Source organism: Streptomyces sp. NPDC041940, from assembly GCF_055589465.1.
On record NZ_JBVJBP010000018.1, the window covers coordinates 153893 to 175737 of the forward strand.

Sequence of the window (21845 nt, forward strand, 5' to 3'; positions counted from 1 at the left end):
CCTGCGTTCTCCCCCCGTGGGTCCGGGCCTGGATCGTCGGTGTTGCCGATGTACCCCGAACGGCTCCTCCCGGAACGTCGGCTGTACGCAGGGAAAAACGCACGACACCCCAGACAGGTAGGACGAATGTTCGGACACGCGGCGAGGTGGGGTGCGAGCATGGGACACGTCGGTTCTGACCGGCGTGACGCTGTCGACGGGGATGAGTGGCATGAGCGAGCGCACTGGATCTTTGAGCGAGGCCATCGGTGGGATGGAGGTCCTGCGCCGGGTGAGCAACACCTTCTACGACCGGGTCCTGGCCGACCCGCTGCTGGCGCCCGTCTTCGCCGATTTCACCCGTACTCATATCGAGCACGTGGCCGTCTGGCTGGACGAGGTCTTCGGCGGCCCGGAGGCGTTCACCCAGGAACTGGGCGGCCATCAGGCCCTGCTCCGCTCCCACCTCGGACTGGCCATCACCGAGGAACAGCGCCTGCGCTGGATGGAGCTGATGACGGAGGCCGTCGACAAGGAACTCCCCGACGACGACCTGCTGCGGCAGCAAGTGATGGCCTACTTCGACTGGGGCACGAAGATCGCCCGATCCGTCTCGGCCGACCCCGACGACACCGACCTGGGTGACCCTGGCCCCACTCCCCGCTGGGGCTGGAAGGGACTGTCCTAGCAGCGCGACTCAGCGTCGGCTTGTGAGATGAACTCGGCGATGCGTGCCCACATCTGTGGTGGGTTGGAGTACATCGGGAAGTGGGCGCAGTGGTCGATCTCGGCGAGTTCGACGCCGCCGTCGGTCAGGGCGGGGAGGTAGGACAGGGAGTTGTTCTGTTCCCCGTACATGAACACCTTCGGGGCGGGGAGTCCGAGGAACCGGTCGAGGAGCTTGCCGTGGTCGGAGAGGTCGACCATGGACTCGAAGATGGCCCTGACCGCTCCGGCCCGGACTTTGTGGGGCAGGCTCGACGCGTAGAGGGCACCGCCGTGGAAGCGGGAGTCGCCGACGCGTTCGCCGAACCGGGCCAGGAACTCGTCGGGATCGTCATGGGCGTGGGTGACGATCTGTCGGCTGAGGAAGCAGTCCTCGGGTGCGACGTTGCCCTCGATGTTGGTGAAGCTCGCGACCCTGGCCGGGTCACCGTCGGCGAGCAGGAGGGCGGTCAGGCCGCCCATCGAGTGCCCGACGACGTGGAAGCGGTCGATCTGCCATGCCTGGAGGACCTGTTCGGCGACGGAGACGAGGAAGGGGATGGAGACGGCGCCGAGGTCCGTGCAGGTGCTGGCGCCGCAGCCTGGTGCGTCGTAGGCGAGGACGGGGCGGTCGGCGAGTCGTTCCTGCTGGACGACGTCCGCGTAGTCCTCCTTGGTCGAGCCGAAGCCGTGCAGGAACACCAGGGGCGTGCCGGTGCCGTCGCGGTGGAGGCCGGACACCTCGACGCGGGTGGTGCCGACGGTGAGGGGGAGTGTGAAGCGTTCGAGCTTCCTGACGGGGCTCATCGGGCCTCCTCCGGCTGTTGTCCGGCTGATTCGTGCTTCGTGGGTCCCAGGGCGGTCCGCAGTCGCTCGATCGCGGTGATCAGCGTGTCGTCGTCGACAGCGAAGCACACCCGGATGCGTCCGGGTGCGTTGAACGCCTCGCCGGGCACGACCGCGAGATGGGCGGTGTCGAGAAGCCACGCGGCGAGATCGGCGCTGCTGGTCCAGCCACGGTCGCGGAGGAGTCCACCGACGTCGGGGAAGGCGAACATGCCGCCGTCGGGCAGCGGGCAGTCGATGCCGTCGATCCCGTTCAGCGCCTCCGCCAGCAGGGCGCGTCGGCGCCGGTAGTCGCGGGCGGCGTCGACGGGCGTGCAGGTGTCGCCCAGGGCGGCGAGGGCGGCCCGCTGGTTGACGGTCGGGACGTGGGTGATGGTGCGGGACACATGAAGGCGCGCCGCGGCGACAATCTCCGGTGGCGCCGCGAGCCACCCGACGCGCCAGCCCGTCATGGCGTGCTCCTTGGACACTCCGCCCACGACGACGGTGCGACCGCGCAGCTGCGGAGCCACCCGCAGGATCGACCGGTAGGTCCCGGTGTAGTCGAACGCCCGGTAGATGTCGTCACTGATGACCCAGATGCCGTGCCGCTGCGCCCAGTCGGCGATCTGCCGCAGCAGAAACTCGGGATGGACGGCGCCGGTGGGGTTGCCGGGGCTGGAGAGGATCACCGCCCGGGTACGAGGGGTACGGCAGCGGTCGAGCGCCTCGGCCGGGATACGGAACTCCTGGTCGGTGGCGACCGGCACGGCGACGCCGCCGGCCGCGGTGACGACCTCGGCGTGCCCGGGCCAGCCGGGTGCGGCGACCAGGACCTCGTCGTCGGCGTCGATCAGGGCCTGGACGGCCAGGAAGAGGGCGTGCTTCGCGCCCAGGGCGATCTGGACGTCGTCCGCGCTCAAGGGGAGCCCGGTGTCTCTTGCGACGGCGGTGGCGACACGCGCGCGCAGGGCGGGGTCGCCCTGGGCTGTTCCGTAGTGGTGGGTGGCGGGGTCGCGGACGGCGGCGACGGCGGCCTCCACGACGATGGCGCTGGTGGCCGCTCGGGGCTCTCCGGCGGCGAGGGTGATGACGTCCGCGCCCTGGGCCCGCAGTGCTTCGGCCTGGGCGGCCACGGCGAAGATCGGGTTGTCCGTCATCGTCGTCACCGCCCGGCAGCTTCGAAGTTGTCGTAGAGGTCGAGGGTGCTGCGGCCTTCCCGTAGCCGCCTCATCAGCTCGTGCTCGTGGGCCACGCGCGCGTCGGCGCGGTCGAGGATGCGGTCGGTGTCGGACACGGGAAGTGCCACGACTCCGTCGACGTCACCGACGACGAGGTCACCGGTGTGGACCGTGATGCCTCCGACCTTGACGGGGCGCCCGAACACGCCGTGGAAGTCCTTGCGGGTGCCGAGGATCGCGTTGTTGCGCGAGAAGACCGGGAAGCCGAGCGCCTCGGTCTCCGCCGCGTCCCGGACGCCGCCGTCGATGAGCAGGCCGGCGATCCCCCGCTGCTGGGCGGCCACCGTGAGGATCTCGCCCCAGTGGCCGAAGCCGGCACCGCCGAGATCGGCGACCAGGACGGACCCGGGCGGGGCCTGCGGTACGGCATGGTGCAGGGCGAGGTTGTCGCCGCCGGCGCCCTGCACGGTGAACGCCGGGCCGCACACCCGGGCACCGGCCCACAGGGGCCGGATTTCCCTGGACAGTGCCACGGAGAGTCCGGATGCCTCGGACAGGGTCGCGCTGGAGTGGCGGCGGGCGAGGTCGTTCGGGCTCACGAGGGGTCCTTCCGGGTCTGGAGCGAGTGGTAGCCGTGCCGCGCACGCCCCTCGGCGAGCGTCGCGCCGCCCCGGACGGCCTCGACGATGGCCTCCTCCACGCGGTCGATACGGCGGGCGATGTCCGCGACCTCGTCCCAGCGGGCCGCAGGGACGACCACGGCTCCGTCGTCGTCGGCGACGAGGATGTCGCCGGGATGGACGAGGACGCCGTCGATGGTGACGGCAGTCTGGACCGCGGCCACTCGGACGCGGTCCTTGCCGGTGCGCATGAACCGGGAGACCGACCAGATCGGGTAGCCGGCGGCGGTCGCGACGGCGACGTCGCGGCAGGTGCCGTTGATGACGGTGCCCGCGATGCCACGCTCGTGGGCGGTCCGGCTCATGATGCCGCCCCACACCGTGCAGTCGGTGCGGCCGGCGTTGTCGATGAGAATCACCGCGCCGGCGGGGACGTCGTCGAGGAAGTCGCCCACCGTGCCGCCGGTCTCGTCGACCGGTTCGTAGGTGACGGTGAAGACCGGCCCGACGGTCCGCCGGCCCTGGCGCAGCGCGCCGATACCGTGGAGGGATCCGGGGAGGCCGAGCGAGTCGAGGGCGTCGGAGACCGATGCGGTGGACAGGCCGGTGGCGAGGTTCGGGGTGGCGGTGGGGTCACTCATCGGACCGGCTCCTTGTCTCCGGCGAGGCGGGCGTCGTGCATGGCCCGGGAGAGGTGCGCGCCGGCGCGCACCTCGTCCGCGATGGAGCGCTCCCGGGCGACGATCGCGGTGGCGGTCTCCGCCACTTCCTCGGCCCGGTTCCGCGGGACGACGGCGATTCCGGTCTCGTCGGCGAGGACGACGTCGCCCTGCTCGACCGTGAGTCCGGCGACGCTGACCGGCTCGCCGGTGGAGCGTTGCCGCAACCTGCCCCGCGCGGTGGCGGGGATCGAGCCCCGCGAGAACACCGGGAAACCCAGCTCGCGAGCCTCGGCCACGTCGCGGCACACACCGTCGGCGACGACACCTCGAACTCCGCGCTGGGCCGCGCCCAGGCTCAGGATGCCGCCCCAGCACGACACGTCGGTGCGGCCCTGGTTGTCGACGACGATCACGCTCAGGTCGTCCGAGTTCTCGACGGCCGTGGTGGCGATGTGGGCTCCGGCAGGTCCTTCGGTGCGCGGTTCGAGCCCCACGGTGACGGCGAATCCCACGACGGCCACCGGGCCCCACACCGGGCGGATGCCGCCGATTCCGGGGGGAAGCCCGAGCTGGTCGAGCGCGTCGCTGACCGCGGCGGAGTCGAACGCCGCGAAGCGGTCCAGGAGAGATGAGTTGCTCATGGCTTCCACTTCAACAGCCTCTGGATATATTCGGAAGGTCTGATTTCCTCTATCAGTAAGAGGATGTGCGAATCATGGTTGAGATCCGGCAGGCGCGGTATTTCGTCGCGGTCGCCGAAGAGCTCCATTTCGGCCGGGCGGCGCAACGGCTGCGGATGTCCCAGCCGCCGCTGTCCCAGGCGATCAAGCAGCTTGAGCAGCAGCTCGGCTGTGAACTGCTGCACCGCACCCAGCGGTCGGTCGCGCTCAGCCCCGCCGGAGCCGTGTTCCTGGACCACTGTCGCGCCCTGATCCGGCACGCCCAGGAAGCCGAAGCCGCCGCCCGGCAGGCGGCCACCGGCCGCGGCGGCCGACTGAGCCTGGGCGCCGTCGCCTCGGCCTTCTCCTGGCCCCTGCCGCTCGTGCTGGAGCGGTTCCACGAGGCCCTGCCTGACGTCGAGATCCGCACCCAGGAGGTCGACACCCACGAGGCCGCGGCAGGGCTGCTCGACCGCTCGCTCGACTGGGCGATCGTGCGCCAGACCGCGCCCGTACGCGGCACCACGGCGACCTCACTCTTCGTGGACCGGTTCGTCGCCGCCCTGCCGCTCCGGCACCCGGCCGCCGAAGCCACCGGCCCGCTGGACCTGGCGGACCTCGCCGGCGCTCCATGGGTATGGCTGCACCGCCATATCTCGCCCGACTATCACGACGCCATGGCGACCCTGTGCCGAGCCGCGGGCTTCAGCCCGGTCCCGACCCACTGGGCACGGTCGGTGACCTCCCAGATCGCCATGGTCGAGTGCGGCCTCGGCGTCACCGTCGTGCCCGCCGCGGCGTCCGCGTCACACCCCGCCGTCCGGTTCAGAGCGCTCCGGCAGGCGACGGCGACCATCGGACTCACCGCCATGACGCGAGCCGACCCCGGTGCGCTGGCCGAACGCCTCACCGCCTTGGCGACACAGCTGGCCGCAGCGCAGGCACCGCCACCGCACAACTGACTGCGCACGGGCCTTCGGGAGCGACCTGCGGATCCCTACGGTAGGGCGACACACAACCGTCCCCGCCGAGCTCGAGGACATCGTCACGGGTCAGCCCTCGGCTCCGACGGCTCCCCGATCCTGCGCGGTGACGCGCCTCAGCGCGAGGGCCGCGATGTCGTCACCGAGCCTTCCGCCGCTGTGCCGGAGCAGATCCCCGTGCAGCCGGTCGAGCAGCTCGCGGGGGTGCTCCGTGTCCTGCCGCCGCATCCAGTCCGGCAACGGGAAGAACCGGCCGGTGTGGTCCCGGGCCTCGGATACGCCATCCGTGTAGAGCAGCAACTGCTCGCCCGGGGCGAAGGCGACGATGTCGACCCAGTAGCGGTCACCGATGAGCGCTGCGAGGTTGAGGGGCGGGGAGGGGAGGGTGGGCTCCAGGACCCGGACGTTCCCGCAGTACTCGATCAGCGGTGGGGGATGTCCGCAGTTGAGAAGTCGTAGCCGGTCGCCACTGTGCGGGATCTCGGCGAGGAGAGCGGTGGCGAAGTGCTCGGGCTGGTCCTGGACGGGAAATGCGGCGCTGTGGCGCGTGACGGTGGTCTCCAGACGGTGGACGATGCCCCGCAGGTCGGGCTCGTCGTAGGCGGCCTCCCTGAAGCAGCTGATCACCGCCGAGGCCGCCCCCACCGCGGACAGGCCCTTGCCTCGGACGTCACCTATGAGCAGCCGGACCCCGTACGGCGTACCGATCGCCTCGTAGAAGTCGCCGCCGATCCGGGCCTGTTCCTGGGCTGCCAGATACAGCGATTCGATCTCGACGCCCTCGATGCGGCGCGGCAGGGGGCGCAGCAGTACCTTCTGGGCCGCGTCGGCGACGAGGCGGACCTGGAAGAGCACCTCCTCCCGCTGAAGTCGGACATGACTGCCGTAGGCGGCCGCCAAGGTGACCGCGATGATCGCGGCCGACGTGTACTGCGTCCCCAGATCGGTATGGAAGAAGCTGAGGACGATCATGAGCAGGAAGCAGAACGCCCCCAGCGCCATCGTGGGGAGCACGGGCCACATCGCGGCCGCAAGGGCGGGCGCTGCGGGCAGAAGGCGGCTGAAGGCGATCTCCCTGGGTGTGGAGAACGCGAGGGCGGCGATGAGAACGGTCAGGACCAGGGGCGACAGCCTGGCAGCTTCCCATCGGCCGCTGTAGGCGGGGCGACGGCGCCACAGCCGTGCAGGCGTGATCACAAAAGCATCATATCGACCTCATTAGACACAAGGCGCGGATGGATCACGCATCGCACGCGAGGTTTTGCGGCGGACCGTCACGCCCGGAGGAGTGGAGGCCACGCCGCACATGGCAGCACACATGTTCGAGATCAGCCGGACAAGGATCAGGCGCGCCCTGGCCACTTGGGATCACCGGTGTTAAAAAGGTCGCATGGCGAGTCTTTTCGCCCGTTTTCAAGGCCTATCGGTGAAGCGTCTGATCAGCAAGAGCACGCGGAGCGTAGCCGGGCAGGTGTTGGTTTTCCAGGTGGCTCTGGTGGTGCTGCTCGTGGCCTGCGGTGTCTTCGCTCTCATTCTGCAGTCGGAGCGGGACACCAGCGCCGAGGCAAGGCGCCGTGCCACGGCCGTGGCACAGACCTTCGCGCACTCGCCGGGTGTCCTGGCGGCATTGCAGACCCCGGACCCCAGCAAGATCCTCCAGCCGCTCACCGAAGCGGCACGCCGGGCCGCCGACGTCGACTTCATCGTGGTCATGGACACCGAGGGCATCCGGTACACACACCCCTTGCCGGACCGCATCGGAAAGCGGTTCGTCGGTGAGATCCGACCGTCGCTGGCGGGGAAGCTCTACGTGGAGAGCGTCGACGGCCCGCTCGGTCGCGAGGTACAGGCCACGGTGCCGATCAAGGACGCCGAGAGCGAGGTCGTGGGGCTCGTCTCGGCCGGGATGAAGGTCAAGAACGTCGAGAGTCAGTTGACCCGGCAACTACCGATCATCCTGGGCGCGGGGGCCGGAGCGCTCTTGTTGTCCATCGGCGTGACGGCACTGCTGGGCAGGCGGCTGCGGCGGCAGACACACAGCCTGGCCCCGGACGAGATGTCCCTGATGTACGAGCACCACGACACAGTGCTCCACTCCGTTCGGGAAGGGGTGCTGATCGTGGCCGCCGACGGGCAGCTGATACTGGCGAACGACGAGGCCAGACGACTGCTGGAGCTGCCCCTGGACATCGAGGGCCGGTTCGTCTCGGAACTGCCGGGACTCGATCCCGAGACGAAGGCGCTGCTCACCTCCGGGCGCGAGGCCACCGACGAGGTGCACCTCGCGGGAGAGCGGCTGATCGCGGTCAACCAGCGGCCCACGGGTCGCGAGGGCGGCCCCAGGGAAACGGTGGTGACACTGCGCGACTCCACCGAGCTGCAGGCGGTGACGGGCAGGGCGGAGGTGGCACGGGAGCGGCTCAGGCTGCTGTACGACGCCGGACTCCACATCGGTACCACCCTGGACGTGCTGCGCACCGCCGACGAGTTGGCGCGGGTCCCCATTCCCCGCTTCGCGGACTTCGTCACCGTGGACCTGGCCGACGCGGTGCTGCACGGCGAGGAGCCGGCCCCCACGGGGACGGACATGCGACGCGCGGCCGTGTCCGGCATCGTGGACGACCATCCGCTCACCGAACAGGGCCGGCTCTTCGACTATCTCCCCTCCACACCGCAGGCACGCGGCTACGGCAGCGGCCGCTCCCAGTTGGTGAGCGATCTGCCGACCGCCACGGGCTGGCGCGTGCAGGACCCGGAGCGGGCCAAGGCGATCATCGACTACGGCATCCACTCCCTCATCACCGCCCCCATCCAGGCCCGCGGCGTCGTGCTGGGCATGGCCACCTTCTGGCGCACGCGGCAGCACGAGCGCTTCAACGAAGAGGACGTGTCGCTGGCGGAGGAGTTGGTGGCCCGTGCCGCGATAAGCATCGACAACGCCCGCCGCTACACCCGCGAGCACGCCCTGGCCGTCACCCTCCAGCGCAGCCTGCTGCCGCAGGCCATGCCCGAGCAGAACGCCCTCGACATCGCCTATCGCTACCTCCCCGCCCAGTCGGGCGTGGGCGGAGACTGGTTCGACGTGATTCCCATGCCGGGCAGCCGGGTGGCACTGGCCGTCGGCGATGTGGTCGGCCACGGCCTCCACGCCGCCGCCACGATGGGACGGCTGCGTACCGCGGTGCACAACTTCTCCGCCCTCGATCTGCCACCGGACGAGTTGCTGAGCCATCTGGACGACCTGGTCGGAAGCATCGACCAGAACGAGACGGCTCAGAGCGCGGCGGGCGTCGTGGGCGCCACCTGCCTGTACGGGATCTACGACCCCGTGACGCGCCGCTACGTCATGGCGCGGGCGGGGCATCTGGCGCCCGCGCTGGTCCGGCCCGATGGGACCGTCACGTTCCCGGACGTGCCCGCCGGGCCACCCCTGGGCCTCGGTGGCATGCCGTTCCAGACCGCGGAGCTGTGCCTCGCCGAGGGGACCCAGCTCGTCCTGTACACCGACGGCCTCATCGAGGATCGCAGGCGCGACCTGGACGTGGGAATGGGGCTGCTGCGCGATGCGCTCACCGGCCACCCCGGCCGCCCGCCCGAGGAGACCTGCCAGCACGTGCTGGACAGGGTGCTCCCCGGGCGGCCCAAGGACGACGTCGCCCTGCTCGTCGCCCGCACGCGGCGACTGCCGCCCGACCGGATCGCCGACTGGGACGTACCACCGGATCCCGCCGCCGTCGCGGGTATGCGCGACGCCGTGTCCCGAAGGCTCGAAGCGTGGGGCCTCTCGGAGTTCGGCTTCACCATGGAGCTCATCCTGAGCGAGCTCATCACCAACGCCATCCGCTACGGCTCCGGGCCGATCCACGTGCGGCTGATCCGCGACCGTGCGCTGATCTGCGAAGTGGCCGACGGCAGCAGCACCTCACCGCATCTGCGGTACGCCGCGTCGACGGACGAGGGTGGCCGGGGCCTGTTCCTGGTGTCGCAGATGGCTGAGCGTTGGGGCACCCGGTACACCCCGCAGGGCAAGGTGATCTGGGCCGAGCAGGCCCTGCCCGAGGCCATGCAGCGGCCCGCCCCGGGGCCGGCCGACGCGGACACACCCCTGGACGACGAGGCAGCCGACGCGTGATTCAGGTCGTTGCGCAGGACCGCACAGCGGTCCGAGACCCGTGGACCGTCACCGGTCCGGCGCGCCCGACGCGTTTCAGCGCCATGCTCCCGACAGGTGCCGGGTGACCACGGCACTGAGGGTGCGCACGCCTCGTGTCGATCCGGGGTCGATGCCCGTGAGCTCACGGACCCGGCGCAGGCGGTAGTCCAGGGTGCGGGTGTGGACGTTGAGCGCGGTCGCCGTGGCACCGCGGTGCATGTCGTGTCGGTAGTACGCGTCGAGGGTGGTGAGGAGGTCGGGGCCGGTCTCCAGGCCGCGGGCCAGTGTGCGGAGCCAGTCGTCGACGAGTGGCACGTCTGCGACGGCGAGTTCGACGAAGACATCGGCCAGGGTGTGCGGCCGCAGCCGGGCGGATGCCCGGCGCGGCGGGGCTGCCCGGCTGATCCGGCGGGCGCGGTCCAGAGCATCGGCCAGCTCCGGCAGTGGTGCGACGGACATTCCGACGGCGCAGGGGCGGCCGAGAGCCTGGGCGACGTCCTGAACGAGGTCCGGCAGGTGGCCGGGGGTGAGGTCGGGCAAGAGGTCGGGAACAGCGTGCGGCGGTGCGCTTCCGGCTGCCTCGGGGCCGGAGAACAGCGGAAGCAGGGCGATCAGCTCACCGCTTCCGTCGCCGCCCTCCGGTCCCCACATGACCGGCGCTCGGTGGCTCTTCACGAGCGCCCCGATCTCGCTTTCCAGGAAACGATCGATGGCGGGCCGGTCCGGAATCCGAAAAACCGTCACCGCGTAGCGGTCCGGCAGTTCCATCTCGACGGCCGCGGCGAGTTCCGCCGAAATCGGATCTCCCTTCAGCAATGACCGGGTCAGCAGGGCCACCTGCTCGGTGTACGGCATTCGGCGGCGCAGTACGCGCACGAATCCCTGGCGGTAGGAGGCGATGCCTCGTTCGCCCTGGGGGGCGAACCAGGTCATCATGCGCATGAGTTCGTCGACGCCGCCGCCACGCTGGGCCTCGGTCGCCTCGTTGATCTCACGCAGCATGAGGGCGGTGTGCACGCGGAGCACCCGCTGCCGCGCGTCGAGGGACATCCCGGCACCTGCCCGCAGCTCCCCCATCGACGCGATGTAGCCGAGATCGCCTCCGCTCAACTCGCTGTTGTCAGGCGAGAGTTCGACGGTACGACGCCGGAACCACATCGAGTGTTCCAGCGTCTCGGCCCGCGCCCGGGAGTCCTTGTCCAGGAACCCGAACTCCGGGATCTCACGTGTGTACACCTCGACCTCACGACGGGCGTTGGTCGACGCCTGCCGGGCCAGCTCGGCGAAGAGGCTCCCCATGAACGCGAGCATGCCATTCAGGACAAGCGGGCCGACAGGGGAGATCCGGACGGCGTTCATCACTCCGCACAAAACGGTGGCAGGTGTATCGACAAGGCTTTTATCACAGTGCGCAAAATTCCCGGATCAGGGTGTTTCCGTCAGCCCTTCTGCTTGTGGAGGAACTGTGAAACGGCCTTAATGAGAACCGCCTTCGGCATGACTGCCTCGAATGGCGCTCACCCAAACGGGAGGAAAACTCCGATGACAGCAGACACGAGAAAGAGAATCATGGCGGCGGTCGCGGTCATGGTCACATCGACGGCGCTCATGCTCGGCGCACCCGGCACCGGCTCGGCCGCCCCCGCCGCCACGCCCAGCCTGCGCGCCTTCGGCATCAGCGGCGACGGCACCCTGATGGCCACGTTCACGACCGACCGGCCGCAGATCCTCGACTGGGTCAGGGCCGTCACCGGCCTCAGCGGCGACACCGGCCTGATCGGGATCGACTTCCGGGTGCAGAACGGTCTGATGTACGGCGTCGGCAACAAGGGCGGCATCTACACGATCAAGACCCCGTCGGGCACCGGGGACGTCCTGGTCACCAAGGTCTCCCAGCTCCAGTACGCGCTGAACGGCGCGAACTTCGGCGTCGACTTCAACCCGGCGGCCGACCGCCTGCGTGTGATCAGTGACAACGGCCAGAACCTGCGGCACAACCTCAACGACCACAGCACCATCCAGGACCTGAACCTCACCACCCCGCCGATCGAGGGCACGACCAAGGGCGTCTCGGCCGCCGCCTACACGAACAACGACCTCAACGCGGCCACCGCGACCACGCTCGTCGACATCAACACGACCACGGACCAGGTCGTCCTCCAGTCCCCGGCGAACAACGGCACGCTCGCCCCGACCGGCAGCCTCGGCATCGATGCCGGAATCAACGCCGGCATGGACATCTACAGCACCCTGTCCGGCGGGAAGACGGTCGACAACGCCGCGTTCGCCTCCCTCACCCCGTACGGCGCCGGCACCCCCTCGCTGTACGGCATCAACGTCTTCACCGGCCAGGCCACCTCCATCGGCCAGTTCCCGCTGAACATCACGGACCTGGCCATCTCCCTCACGGGATCCTGATCGCCGGCCCGCGCCGCGGCCCGGCCACCGCCGGTCCGCGGCGAACCGGCGCCACCATCGAGGACGCAGGGTTTCGGGTCGACAACGGCTGCTGGCCGGAATTCAGTTCAGCCATCCCGTGCGAGACCGTGCCCTCCCGGACCCCGGCTGGAGCGGCGACGAGCCTGATGCCCCATGGCCCAACGACCTTGCTTCCGCCCCGATGCCCAGGCGACGCCGACGCTCGTCCAGATGCGGCGACAACACCTGGAATTTCGCCGCCAGGACGGCCTCGATCCCCTCCGGATGCGGGGCATTGTCGCGCGGCGGACAATGAAAAGGCACAGGGGATCGACGTCAGGAGCACCGGACATGGGCCGGGAGCGCGACGAACGGCAGAAGCGCGACCAGCGGGCGCGCCACGACCTCCGTCTCCCCGGGTTCGTCCGAGAGGACGAGATCGGCCTCGGCGACCTGGTGGGCAGGGCGACGAACGCCGTGGGCGTAGGCCCGTGCGACAACTGTGCCCGCCGGGCCCGGCGGATGAACGAATGGGTCACCTTCTCCAAGCGGCGCCGCTGACGCACGCGGCCGGCCGACGGGACACCGGGAGCCACCATGAGCGACGACACCGTGACGCCGGAGGCGGCGGCTCCGCCACCGGCCGCAGGAATGGCCCACGGCCACCAGCATCCCTACGTATTCGCCATCGGGCAGATCGGCGCCCGGTTCCGCGACCCCGGGGTCGAGAAGGAGTTCACCCAGGTCGTGGGAGTGACGAACACCAAAGGGCTGACGACGGACGAGGTTCTGCATGAGGTGCTCGCCCGGCCCGAAAACCGTTACCTGGCCCGGCAGATGCGGTACGTCCTCACGATCCAGGGAGTGGACACGTATGACGTCGTGCCACGCTACTCGGACGACTACGACAAGCTGATCGCGGCCGTCCGGCCCGCTCCCACCCCGCTCGATCTCGATGTGATGGTCGGAGTGCGCGATCCCCTCGCTGCGGCCGACTCCTGCTCCGGGCCCGATCTGCCGGTCCTGGAGTTCCACCAGCTCTACTCCTTCGACCGCCCCGCACTGTTCAAGGCGATCGAGAAGCCGGACGGCATGCCGGCAAAACGCTTCCGGGCCACCGCCGACGAAGTGCTGACCAAAATCCTCCAGATCACGGAGAACGCGGGTGCCACGCCCGAGGACCGCGCCGCGAACTTCGTGGCCTGCCGGTACGAGGCCGTGTATCTGAAGACCTTCGAGGCGTTCGCGGACGACTACGCGCTGACCTCGATCACGGTCCGCCCATCGACGGTCGGAGGCGACCAGGGTGTCATGAGCTTCACCTTGTCCTACACGAGCCGCACCACCGACCTCACGGAGAGGTACTCCGTACTGGTCTCCACCCGTTATATGAACCCCTACCTGCTGACCCGTCTCGGGCCGAGCCTCTGAGCTGAGGTGATCGCGGTGACCATTCCCGGATTCACCGCCGAATCGAGTGTGCGCGGCGCCTACGGCGTTTTCCCCGCTCAGGTCGACTACGCCACTTGCTCGTTCGAGTGCAAACACGAGTGCGCCAGTGCGTGCAAGAACTCCTGGACCCAGCCCCAGTGCCAGAAGTGCCGGAGCCGCTGCATGACCAGATGCCTCTGCGTTCCGCATTGCACCACGAAACGATACTGCGACGACTTCGGAACGACCGTGGAGGTCGAGACCTGTCTGGACTGCGAGGGGAACGAGACGTCATCGCATCCGGTGAGGGTCAAGCCCACGTGCGACTGACCGGGCCCCCGGGACCGGCCCATCTGTCCGCCCTCACGGAACACACCTCCGGACGTCCCGATGTCGTGGTCGGGGTGGTCGACGGAGCCGTCGACCCCGGCCACCCGGATCTGGCGCTGCAGCCCGTACGGTTCGTCGGTGCCCCGGCCCCCGCCCGGGACACGGGCGCTCCCCCGGGCCATGGGACGCTCGTCCTCTCGGCACTCGCAGCCCGGCCCACCGCCCCCACGCCCGGTATCTGTCCGGGCTGTTCCTTCGTCGTACGTCCTGTCCCCGGAGTCGACGTCCCGCCCGCCACGCCGCCCGACCTGGCCGACGCGCTGGCCGATGTCGTCGCCGCCGGTGCCCGGGTGGTCAATCTGAGTCTGGCGCTCGTACGCCTCCCGTCCGCGGGCCACGCGGACGCCTCCGGTGTCCGGATGCTGCTCGACGCCGTCGAACTGGCCCGCCGTCGCGGGGTTCTCGTCATCGCCGCGGCGGGCAACGACGGCGAGCTCGGCGGCCCCCCGCTCGTCCGCCACCCCTGGGTGATCCCGGTGGTCGCGTGTGACGACGGCGGCCGACTGCTGCGCACATCGACGCTGGGCCGGGCGATCGGCCGCCATGGTCTGACAGCACCAGCACTCGCCCGCGGTCTGTCCGGTACCAGTGCCGCCGCGCCCGTCGTCACCGGCGCCGTGGCGCTGCTCTGGTCCCTCTTCCCGGGCGCCCCGGCCGAAGCAGTACGGAACGCGGTCACCCGGCCTCGGCCCCCGGCACGCCGTACGTCCGTGGTCCCCCCGCTGCTCGACGCGGCGTACGCGTTCGACGTGCTGCGCGACCTGTCGGCGTGACCTCTCGGCGTGACCTCGGGGAGCAGGGTCAGATGGGGATCGTGTCGAGGTAGGAGATGCGGCGCGTCGTCCGGCCCGGCTCCGGGCTTTCGGGGAGGACGTCGTACTCCCGTACCACCACGCGCATCGGCCGGGATCCCACGGCCGCGGGAAGCTTGACCTCTCTGGTCCACACCCCGACCGGCCCGAACCCCGGCTCGCGGTTCATCCGCACGGGCGGCGCGGTGTCGATGTCCATCCAGCCGGCGTCGTCGGGCAGCAGCGGACTGCGGAACTGCACGCCCACGGTGAACTCGGACGTCAGGCCGTCCCGTCCGGGCGGCGGCTCCGGTGCCACGACCGACACCTTCACCGGCGAACCCGCCGCCGTTCCACCGACGACGATCTTGGCGCGCCGGTAGGCGGGGAGCTGGACCCAGCCGGCGTCGACCACGGGGGACGCCCGCAGGTCTTCGGGGACCGTCAGCGAGTCGGGCTGGAGCCGGACCACCATCAGATGGACGAAGGGCTGGTAGAGGGTGTCCCCCTTGAACCGTACGTCCGCGTACCACAGGTGCCGCTGCTGGTCGTAGTCGACGGGGAAGCCGAGTGCGTGACCCTGGTCGAGGCGTACGTCGACCGCGCGCTCGTCCACGTTCGCCGGGGTGGGGTACGCCATGACGGGCGCGTCGCCCTTGTCCCGGATCGGGTCACGGCCCCAGGCGGTGGCCCATTTCTGTACGGACGGGTCGATCGAGGTCGTGGCGTCGACGACCCGGACCCCGAGGAGTTCGCCCTCCCCGGTGAGATACCAGGGCCGCTTGAGATGGACCCGGACCGTGCCCTCCTTGCGAATGCTGGTGGTGGCGTTGCCCGCGGTGGTCCGCTGCCAGGCGAAGGCGGGCACCACCGAGTGCACCACGGGCGCCGGAGGCCGTACGGTCGACGGCACGTGGAGTGTGACCGACGGTCCGGTGCGGGTGACGGGTGGCACGACGTACGACACGTCCACCGAAGCGCCGTTCGTGATCGCCCCGTTGGCGATCCTGGCCACCTCGCCCTTGTCGTCGTTCACGGTCACATCCGTACCGACGCGATACGTCACCCCGGGGCCGGCCGGCGTGCCGTCGGCGTTGAGCGCCGGGACGGCGGCCCGTACGACGGCAGTGCCCGGGACGAAGGCCCGGGCGATCTGCGCGGGCGTGGTGCCGTTGAGGACGACCGTACGACGCTGGGTGAAGTACGGCACGAAGCGCGACGCGCCGACGGGGGTGTAGGTGATGAGCCTGTGGCGGGTGTCCCCCGGGTCGTGACGGCTCCGGAACGGCATCTTGGTCAGCGCCGGGCCGCCGGGGGCGCCGAGGGAGTCGGTCTCCGGGCGGAGCACGGCCGATGCCGCGGACTTCACCAGTCCGTCGCCGGTCAGGTCGGAGTACTCGGTCCACGACGCCTGGGTGTGCACGGTGAGGGTGGAGGCGCCGTGGACGGCCATCGTGGTCTCGTCGAGGGCGTACACGGTCTGTGCGGGCTCCCGCAGGACGCGCGGGCCCACGAAGGCCGGCGGGGTGATGGGGCAGCGGACCGCGTGGACCATCGTCAGCCCGGTCGTCGGGGTGAGCTGTCCGATCCGGCCCGCGAGGACGGCCCGGAGGGCGGCTTCGCGGTCGGCGGCGGACAGAGCGGAGATGCTGTCGTCCCGCTCGCTGCTCCCGGCGGGCCCGAACCGCTCGGGTGTGGTGTTCGCGGCGTCCGCGAGGAGTTCGTGGACGTCGGATTCGGCGCCTTCGAAGCCGGCGGCACTGGTGGCCGGTCCGGTCCGGGCGTCGTAACCGGTGCCCGTGCCGGTGTCCGGGCCCGCGCCCGGGTCGCCGTCGGTCTCCTCGGCCGCCCTCACCCGCTCGGTGAACCACCGCCACTGACCCAGCAGGTCCTCGTCGCCCGGCGCCAGCATCGAGCTGAGTACGGCGGGGAAGGACGCGGCCGGACGCAGCTTCACGCGGATCGTCCTGGTGCCGGCGTCGGCGACCGCCGTGGACTGGGTGCTCCCGATCGGCCCGGCCTCGATGATCAGCCGCATCGGCAGCCGCTGGTACCAGCCGGCGCCCCCGGCGGGCCAGGTGGTGAGCAGTTCGGGGGTGCCCGGTACGCCGCGCAGGGCGGCGCCCCGGCACAACGGGTCGGGCAGCCATGGGAGTTCGATCGTGTCGGTGTCCTTGTAGGGGCTGCCGCCCGCACCCGGGTCGGGGGTGCCGGTGACCTTCCCGCCGTCGTACTTCGTCAGCAGGGTGTGGACGGCCGGGTCGGGCCGGTGTCCCGCGGCGAGGTCGAGCACCCCGTGCCGTTCCGCCATTTCCACGGAGACCTTCGGCGCGAGCAGATGCCGCTCGCAGGTGGGCCCGGCGGCGGGGGCGACGGGGTCGGCGTTGTCGGTCCGGACGACCAGGTCGACCGGGGACTCACCCGCGGTGACAGGACGGCGGAGCACCATGACGGGCGCGGGCACCGGATCGTAGCGGGAGAACCGAAGGGGAACGGTGGCCGGTTCGCCCGATACGGGGGCGGGGGTACAGGGAGCGCTGCGGCCCGCGAGGTCGACCAGCCGGGCGCGGAAACGGTAGGTGCGGCCGAAGCGGAGTGCCGGCAGGGTGTTGTCGGGGCAGCTGATGGCGGCCGCGAAGGGCAGGGCGGGGTTCGTCTCCGGCCCTGGGTCGGTCACTTGGCCGTCGACGCCGATGGTCCTGCCGTGGGGGGCGGTGACCAGGCTCCAGTTGTTCCAGCGGAAGATGGCCTGGGTGAGGCGCCCCGTGTCGTTGCCGTCCTCGTCGGCGCCGCGGGCGATGGCGTCGGTGACACAGCCCTCGTCCTTGATGGGCAGGGTGCCGTAGTCGTCGACGGTGTACTTCCCCTCACGGCGGCAGAGGGGGTACCAGCGGTTCGAGCCGGCGTCGTGGACGTCCACCCGGATCCCCTGCTGGACGGTGGACGCGTCCAGGGTCTTCGCGTCGCCCTCGCCGCCGTTCTTGAGGTCCTCGTCGATGGCGGCGACGACGTCGAGGATCTTCTGAAAGGTGACCTGGCGGTTCGCCTCGGCGACGAAGATGCCCGCGGAGCGCAGCGAGGGTGGCTTGATCTCGGGTGGGGGTTCGTCGCGGGGCAGGGACGTCAGGGCCTGGGCGTAGTTCTGGAGGGCGAGTCCGCCCGCGTCGAGGTCGACGTCGATCGGGGTGTAGACGCTGCTGTCGTTCAGCGGCAGGAAGAGGGAGCCCGAGGTGCCGTCGGGGCGGGCGAGGGTGAGTTTCCCGTTGCGGGTGAAGCAGCGGGTCCGTGGCCGGTAGCTCTGGATGAACTGGAGCGAGTGCGGTACGGCCTGGATGGTGACGGGCTCGTTCAGGTCCGTGGGGAGCGAGAGGGTGAAGCGGCGGACCAGCCCGAGGGGGACCATCAGTGTCGGGTGGTCGGCGAGTGCGGCGAGCAGGGCGTGGAATTCGTGCGGGCTCGGCGTGCCGGGGCCCATGCGGGTGAGTTCGCGGGCCGTGGGCGCCATGGGGCGGTGGAACTCCGCGAGCCGGGCCCAGCCTTCACCGTCGCGTGCGTCGTCGTCCTCAACGGCTCCCGTACGCAGCAGTTCGTGGCGGAGCGCCTCGATGTCGGGGTCCGAGCTTTCGGGGGCGCCGACGCGCCGGACCAGCCGTTCGACCGTCTCCCAGTCCGGGCCGTCCCGGGGTCCGTCGGCGGAGCCGTACTGATCCTCGTCGGAATCCCGGGCGGCGGCGTCGACGACACCGGCGAGGAGGCGGGTGTAGACGTCGGCCAGGGCCGCTTCCACCCTCGCGGCGGGATAGGACTGGACGAGGGCCGTCGTCGCGTGCTGGGCGAAGACGAAGGGCTCGACGAGCAGCGACCCGGGGAAGAGCGCCTGCCAGAGCGCGGGGTCCGGCGGGTCGTCGACGAAGGTGGCAACGGGGGTGATGGAGGTGTTGTTCGCCTTCTTGACGATCACCGTCAGCGGTTGGAAGTTCAGGGTGGGGAAGGCGGCGATCTGGGTGTAGCGGGAGAGAGGGAGGACGGCGGTGCCGGGTGGGCTGCCCTCGTCGTTCGAGAGCCGGATGCTGAGGACGAGGGACAGCTGGGTCGTCCCGGCGGCGGTCAGGGAGGCCGCCGGGTCGGGCAGCAGGGTCCACACCAGGGTCTGCTTGATCATGACGCGTCCTCCAGGGCGGCGAAGGCGGCGCACCTCTTGCTCCACGCGTTCTGGGTGGGAAAGGCATCGCTGTACGAGGGGTCTCCCCCGCCGCCGAACCGGCGCTCCATCGGCAGGCTGACGGACTGGGAGAAGAAGGCGACGCGTACGCGGACCGTCACCACGGCGTAGCCGATGATCTCCTTGCGTTTCGGGCCGCTCGGATTCGCCGGGTTCTTGGGGACTTCGGTCGTCCTCAGGGAAAGGTAGAACTCGACGGAGACACTGATGATGCCGAGGACGTCGAGGGCTCCGACGGCCCGCAGGAAGCCCTCCAGCAGGCTCGCGCCGTGGTCCAGTTTGAGGTACACCCCGGCGGTGATGGAGACCGAGCCGCTGGCGACGCCCAGGTCGAGGGCGGCGGCCGCGCCGAACTCCAGTTGGGCTTCCAGGGCGGTGACCTTGCCGGATTCGACGGTGAGGGAGAAGAATCCGCCGCCGCCGAGGAGGGAGACGGTGACGAGGAAGGGGTGGTCACGGGAGGAGACGCCGAAGGTGGTGCGCACGGCCGTGCCGTCGAACGGGAGCCGAACCCTGATGGACAGGGCCAGGTTCTGGAGCAGGAACACCCCGGCGCCCACGGTCGGTACGGCGAGTCCGTAGCCGACCTCGACTCCCTTGAGGTCCACGTTGACGCGGGGTCCGCCGACGGGCGACGGCAGGTATTCGCGGAGCTTGTCGAGGAAGCGGAGGTCTCCGTCGAAACCGACGCTGCCGATCTTGACGTCGAGGTCGGGGGTGGTGCCCGGCTTACCGGTGAAGGCCATCCGCCGGAAATCGATGGAGAGGATGCCGGCGAAGCTGAGCCTGAAATCCCGCAGTTCGCCGCGGACCTCGGCGGTCGACGCGGAGCCGCCGAACCCGGAGACGCTGGTGGACCTGATGTCGAGGCTGTCGGACCGGGTCGTCGTCAGCGGCCCGATGGTGGTGACCCTGATCCTGGGGCGCCAGGTCATCTCGGTCCGGACGGCGGTCGGCGGCTTGCCGGCCCCCTGCCCGTGTTCGACGGTGGTGACGATCTTCGGGGTGCTGGTGCCGTCGCCCGCCCCGACGGGTCCCGGCTCGACCAGCTTCGTCAGGTCGATCACCCCGAGCAGCCGGGTGGGCAGATCGCCGACGCCCGCGGGCGGTTTGAAGTACGTGCCCGGGTCGAACTGTCCGGCGGCGACGGTGTCCAGTTTCCCGCCGACAAGCCCGGTGGTGGTGGAGAGTCCGGTCACCGGCAGACCGAGTGCGGCCACGGCGCCGGAGGCGGCGGGTGGTGGTGCGAAGTCGGCGGCCTTCGGCAGGCTCGCGTAGACCTGGCGGGTGGCGGCGAGGCCGCCGGTCACGTACTTGTCGTACAGCTTCAGCTGGTGGACGGTGCCGGTGACGGCGGGGGGCGCTGCGGCGCTGACCGCGGTTCCGGCGGGCGGGGGCGCGAGGGCGTCCAGGGCCGGGATCCGGGCGCCGACGGAGAGCAGCCGAGGGTGTGCGGCCAGCCGTCCGGCGGCCATGAGCTGGGCGGAGGTGGCCTGGGCCGGTTCGGCTCCGACCCGCAGTTCGGCGATGTCGACCGTGGACTTCTCGTCAGTCGTGACGCTGTCGGGGGCGAGTGCGAGGCGGCCGGTGGCAGGCAGCGGAAGGTTCTTGGCGATGTTTTCGTACGAGGCGAGCGGGCCGCTCAGGCCGCCGTAGGCGAAGTCCCCCCGGATGAAGACGAGTGGGGCGGTGAAGTGGACACGGTGGCCGAGCCGGTCGTCTGCGCTGAGGGCGAAGGGCAGCGCCGTGGCGGGCGCGTCGGCCCGATGCACCCAGTAGCCGACCCGTTCGAGCGGAGTCCCGATGGAGATCTCGGTGTCGATCGGCTGGTCGACCCGGACCCGGGCAAAGGGGAAGGCCCGGCCGCCGTTGGGAAGGGCGGCGATGCCCTCGTAGGTGATCTCGGGCTTCAGCACGGTCAGCCGGATCGACTGGACGAGTCCGTAGTCGAGCCGTCGCTCGGTGCGGGTGGTGACCTGGACGGGGAATCCGAACGGCAGCAGGAAGCCGCGTTCGTCGACCTGGACCACGATGTCCCGGCCGCCCGCCGAACGGTGGCGGTAGCCGGTGATGCCGAACACCGGGAAGTCCTTCCAGTCCCCGGACAGGTCGACGTTGGCGCCGAGCGCGGAGAGCACGACGCCGTTGGCTGTCACCGGCCGGGCGCCGGCGGCGTTGTGGATCTGTGTTCGGTGGGGTGCGGAGAGCGAGCTGGTGAAAGGTTGCCCGCCCCGGGGCGACGCGACTCCCACCAGGCCCACCGGGCCACCCTCGTACTGCGGCGCGGACGCGGGGGCGATCCGGGTGTGCCAGATGCCGGTGGCCCCGGAGCTGCCCGTGACAGGGGCGGTCACGTGCCGCCACACGAGGTCGGCGGAGGCGGGACCGAAGAAGAGACCCCAGACGCATTCGAGTACGGTGCCCGCCTGGACGGGCTGGAGCGCGGCCCAGGACAGCAGCCCCTCCGCGGTGAACGGCACGGACGTGCCCGGAGGTACGCGCAGGGCGACGGTGCTCTCGCCGGAGTACCGCACCCGTTTGGTGTCGGTGGACGCCACCGCCAGGAGCGTGGCCTCCTCCAGGGCGGCCTGCGGCGGGAAGCGGGCGGTGATCGTTCCTGCGGTGCCGGGCGTCGTGGGGCCGAGGAGGACAGCGCCCGCAGTACCCGATCGGGAGATGTTGGAGAAGGTGAAGTCCAGGACGAGCATGTCCTCACGGCGGAGGAAGGTGACGGTGGTCCCGTCCATGGGCGTCCCTGAGGCGGCGGCGCACATCGGCACCAGCTCCCGTGATCTATGGAACCCAACCGGGCAGTACATACCCCTT

The 21845-nt window shown here is 70.5% G+C and carries 16 protein-coding genes and 1 pseudogene; 7 read left to right on the plus strand and 10 right to left on the minus strand.

The features are described from left to right. The first annotated feature begins 211 nt into the window (after positions 1 to 211). Positions 212 to 667, plus strand: coding sequence for a group II truncated hemoglobin (locus ACZ6I3_RS27605; RefSeq protein WP_469418224.1), 456 nt, complete (start codon positions 212 to 214; stop codon positions 665 to 667). Here the strand turns inward: ACZ6I3_RS27605 and ACZ6I3_RS27610 are convergent. The 5 genes from ACZ6I3_RS27610 to ACZ6I3_RS27630 are packed head-to-tail and all read right to left on the minus strand — an operon-like array spanning position 664 to position 4613. Continuing rightward, complete coding sequence (locus ACZ6I3_RS27610; protein ID WP_469418225.1) at positions 664 to 1491, minus strand: alpha/beta fold hydrolase; 828 nt, start codon at positions 1489 to 1491, stop codon at positions 664 to 666. The genes ACZ6I3_RS27605 and ACZ6I3_RS27610 overlap by 4 nt on opposite strands. After that, positions 1488 to 2669, minus strand: a complete 1182-nt coding sequence (locus ACZ6I3_RS27615; RefSeq protein ID WP_469418259.1) for an aminotransferase class I/II-fold pyridoxal phosphate-dependent enzyme — start codon at positions 2667 to 2669, stop codon at positions 1488 to 1490. The genes ACZ6I3_RS27610 and ACZ6I3_RS27615 overlap by 4 nt, the downstream gene beginning before the upstream one ends. A 5-nt stretch (positions 2670 to 2674) precedes the next feature. Continuing rightward, the gene (locus ACZ6I3_RS27620) at positions 2675 to 3289 is read right to left on the minus strand and encodes an RraA family protein (protein WP_469418227.1); all 615 of its coding nucleotides are present in this window, start codon (positions 3287 to 3289) and stop codon (positions 2675 to 2677) included. Next, complete coding sequence (locus ACZ6I3_RS27625; RefSeq protein ID WP_469418229.1) at positions 3286 to 3951, minus strand: RraA family protein; 666 nt, start codon at positions 3949 to 3951, stop codon at positions 3286 to 3288. Before ACZ6I3_RS27625 ends, ACZ6I3_RS27620 begins: the two co-directional genes overlap by 4 nt. Then, the gene (locus ACZ6I3_RS27630) at positions 3948 to 4613 is read right to left on the minus strand and encodes an RraA family protein (protein ID WP_469418230.1); all 666 of its coding nucleotides are present in this window, start codon (positions 4611 to 4613) and stop codon (positions 3948 to 3950) included. Before ACZ6I3_RS27630 ends, ACZ6I3_RS27625 begins: the two co-directional genes overlap by 4 nt. A 74-nt stretch (positions 4614 to 4687) precedes the next feature. On the opposite strand from ACZ6I3_RS27630, the gene ACZ6I3_RS27635 reads away from it, so the two are divergent. Continuing rightward, positions 4688 to 5593 (plus strand): LysR substrate-binding domain-containing protein, encoded by a 906-nt coding sequence (locus ACZ6I3_RS27635; protein WP_469418231.1) that lies wholly within the window; start codon positions 4688 to 4690, stop codon positions 5591 to 5593. 90 nt (positions 5594 to 5683) lie between these two features. Here the strand turns inward: ACZ6I3_RS27635 and ACZ6I3_RS27640 are convergent, their stop codons facing one another. Further along, positions 5684 to 6736, minus strand: coding sequence for a PP2C family protein-serine/threonine phosphatase (locus ACZ6I3_RS27640; RefSeq protein WP_469418261.1), 1053 nt, complete (start codon positions 6734 to 6736; stop codon positions 5684 to 5686). A 268-nt stretch (positions 6737 to 7004) separates the two neighbouring features. On the opposite strand from ACZ6I3_RS27640, the gene ACZ6I3_RS27645 reads away from it, so the two are divergent. Continuing rightward, positions 7005 to 9746 (plus strand): SpoIIE family protein phosphatase, encoded by a 2742-nt coding sequence (locus ACZ6I3_RS27645; RefSeq protein WP_469418233.1) that lies wholly within the window; start codon positions 7005 to 7007, stop codon positions 9744 to 9746. A gap of 75 nt (positions 9747 to 9821) precedes the next feature. Here the strand turns inward: ACZ6I3_RS27645 and ACZ6I3_RS27650 are convergent, their stop codons facing one another. Further along, positions 9822 to 11066 (minus strand): PucR family transcriptional regulator, encoded by a 1245-nt coding sequence (locus ACZ6I3_RS27650; protein WP_469418235.1) that lies wholly within the window; start codon positions 11064 to 11066, stop codon positions 9822 to 9824. Positions 11067 to 11354: 288 nt separating this feature from the next. Here ACZ6I3_RS27650 and ACZ6I3_RS27655 point away from each other — a divergent pair, with 288 nt between their 5' ends. Continuing rightward, positions 11355 to 12185, plus strand: coding sequence for a DUF4394 domain-containing protein (locus ACZ6I3_RS27655; RefSeq protein WP_469418263.1), 831 nt, complete (start codon positions 11355 to 11357; stop codon positions 12183 to 12185). A gap of 82 nt (positions 12186 to 12267) precedes the next feature. On the opposite strand, the pseudogene ACZ6I3_RS27660 reads toward ACZ6I3_RS27655, so the two are convergent. Beyond that, a pseudogene (locus ACZ6I3_RS27660) lies at positions 12268 to 12509 on the minus strand (hypothetical protein); the annotation flags it as partial. A gap of 27 nt (positions 12510 to 12536) precedes the next feature. Here ACZ6I3_RS27660 and ACZ6I3_RS27665 point away from each other — a divergent pair. The 3 genes from ACZ6I3_RS27665 to ACZ6I3_RS27675 all read left to right on the plus strand — a co-directional run bounded on the left by ACZ6I3_RS27665 (position 12537) and on the right by ACZ6I3_RS27675 (position 14779). Beyond that, a complete protein-coding gene (locus tag ACZ6I3_RS27665; RefSeq protein ID WP_469418236.1) occupies positions 12537 to 12746 on the plus strand; it encodes a hypothetical protein in 210 nt (69 codons plus the stop codon). Positions 12747 to 12782: 36 nt separating this feature from the next. Then, a complete protein-coding gene (locus ACZ6I3_RS27670; protein ID WP_469418238.1) occupies positions 12783 to 13616 on the plus strand; it encodes a cyanobactin maturation protease PatG family protein in 834 nt (277 codons plus the stop codon). Between the two features lie 320 nt (positions 13617 to 13936). Beyond that, complete coding sequence (locus tag ACZ6I3_RS27675) at positions 13937 to 14779, plus strand: S8 family serine peptidase (protein WP_469418240.1); 843 nt, start codon at positions 13937 to 13939, stop codon at positions 14777 to 14779. A 28-nt stretch (positions 14780 to 14807) separates the two neighbouring features. On the opposite strand, the gene ACZ6I3_RS27680 is transcribed toward ACZ6I3_RS27675, so the two are convergent. Together ACZ6I3_RS27680 and ACZ6I3_RS27685 are read right to left on the minus strand one after the other, a co-directional pair. Continuing rightward, positions 14808 to 18959 (minus strand): hypothetical protein, encoded by a 4152-nt coding sequence (locus tag ACZ6I3_RS27680; protein ID WP_469418241.1) that lies wholly within the window; start codon positions 18957 to 18959, stop codon positions 14808 to 14810. After that, a complete protein-coding gene (locus ACZ6I3_RS27685) occupies positions 18956 to 21766 on the minus strand; it encodes a hypothetical protein (RefSeq protein WP_469418242.1) in 2811 nt (936 codons plus the stop codon). The genes ACZ6I3_RS27680 and ACZ6I3_RS27685 overlap by 4 nt, the downstream gene beginning before the upstream one ends. Positions 21767 to 21845: the final 79 nt, after the last annotated feature.

What these genes read in the sequence shown, in the direction of transcription:
- ACZ6I3_RS27605 (WP_469418224.1), top strand. Translation starts at nt 212, where the DNA reads ATGAGCGAGCGCACTGGATCTTTGAGCGAGGCCATCGGTGGGATGGAG.
- ACZ6I3_RS27610 (WP_469418225.1), bottom strand. Translation starts at nt 1,491, where the DNA reads ATGAGCCCCGTCAGGAAGCTCGAACGCTTCACACTCCCCCTCACCGTC.
- ACZ6I3_RS27615 (WP_469418259.1), bottom strand. Translation starts at nt 2,669, where the DNA reads ATGACGGACAACCCGATCTTCGCCGTGGCCGCCCAGGCCGAAGCACTG.
- ACZ6I3_RS27625 (WP_469418229.1), bottom strand. Translation starts at nt 3,951, where the DNA reads ATGAGTGACCCCACCGCCACCCCGAACCTCGCCACCGGCCTGTCCACC.
- ACZ6I3_RS27630 (WP_469418230.1), bottom strand. Translation starts at nt 4,613, where the DNA reads ATGAGCAACTCATCTCTCCTGGACCGCTTCGCGGCGTTCGACTCCGCC.
- ACZ6I3_RS27635 (WP_469418231.1), top strand. Translation starts at nt 4,688, where the DNA reads ATGGTTGAGATCCGGCAGGCGCGGTATTTCGTCGCGGTCGCCGAAGAG.
- ACZ6I3_RS27645 (WP_469418233.1), top strand. Translation starts at nt 7,005, where the DNA reads ATGGCGAGTCTTTTCGCCCGTTTTCAAGGCCTATCGGTGAAGCGTCTG.
- ACZ6I3_RS27650 (WP_469418235.1), bottom strand. Translation starts at nt 11,066, where the DNA reads ATGGGGAGCCTCTTCGCCGAGCTGGCCCGGCAGGCGTCGACCAACGCC.
- ACZ6I3_RS27655 (WP_469418263.1), top strand. Translation starts at nt 11,355, where the DNA reads ATGGTCACATCGACGGCGCTCATGCTCGGCGCACCCGGCACCGGCTCG.
- ACZ6I3_RS27665 (WP_469418236.1), top strand. Translation starts at nt 12,537, where the DNA reads ATGGGCCGGGAGCGCGACGAACGGCAGAAGCGCGACCAGCGGGCGCGC.
- ACZ6I3_RS27670 (WP_469418238.1), top strand. Translation starts at nt 12,783, where the DNA reads ATGAGCGACGACACCGTGACGCCGGAGGCGGCGGCTCCGCCACCGGCC.
- ACZ6I3_RS27680 (WP_469418241.1), bottom strand. Translation starts at nt 18,959, where the DNA reads ATGATCAAGCAGACCCTGGTGTGGACCCTGCTGCCCGACCCGGCGGCC.
- ACZ6I3_RS27685 (WP_469418242.1), bottom strand. Translation starts at nt 21,766, where the DNA reads ATGGACGGGACCACCGTCACCTTCCTCCGCCGTGAGGACATGCTCGTC.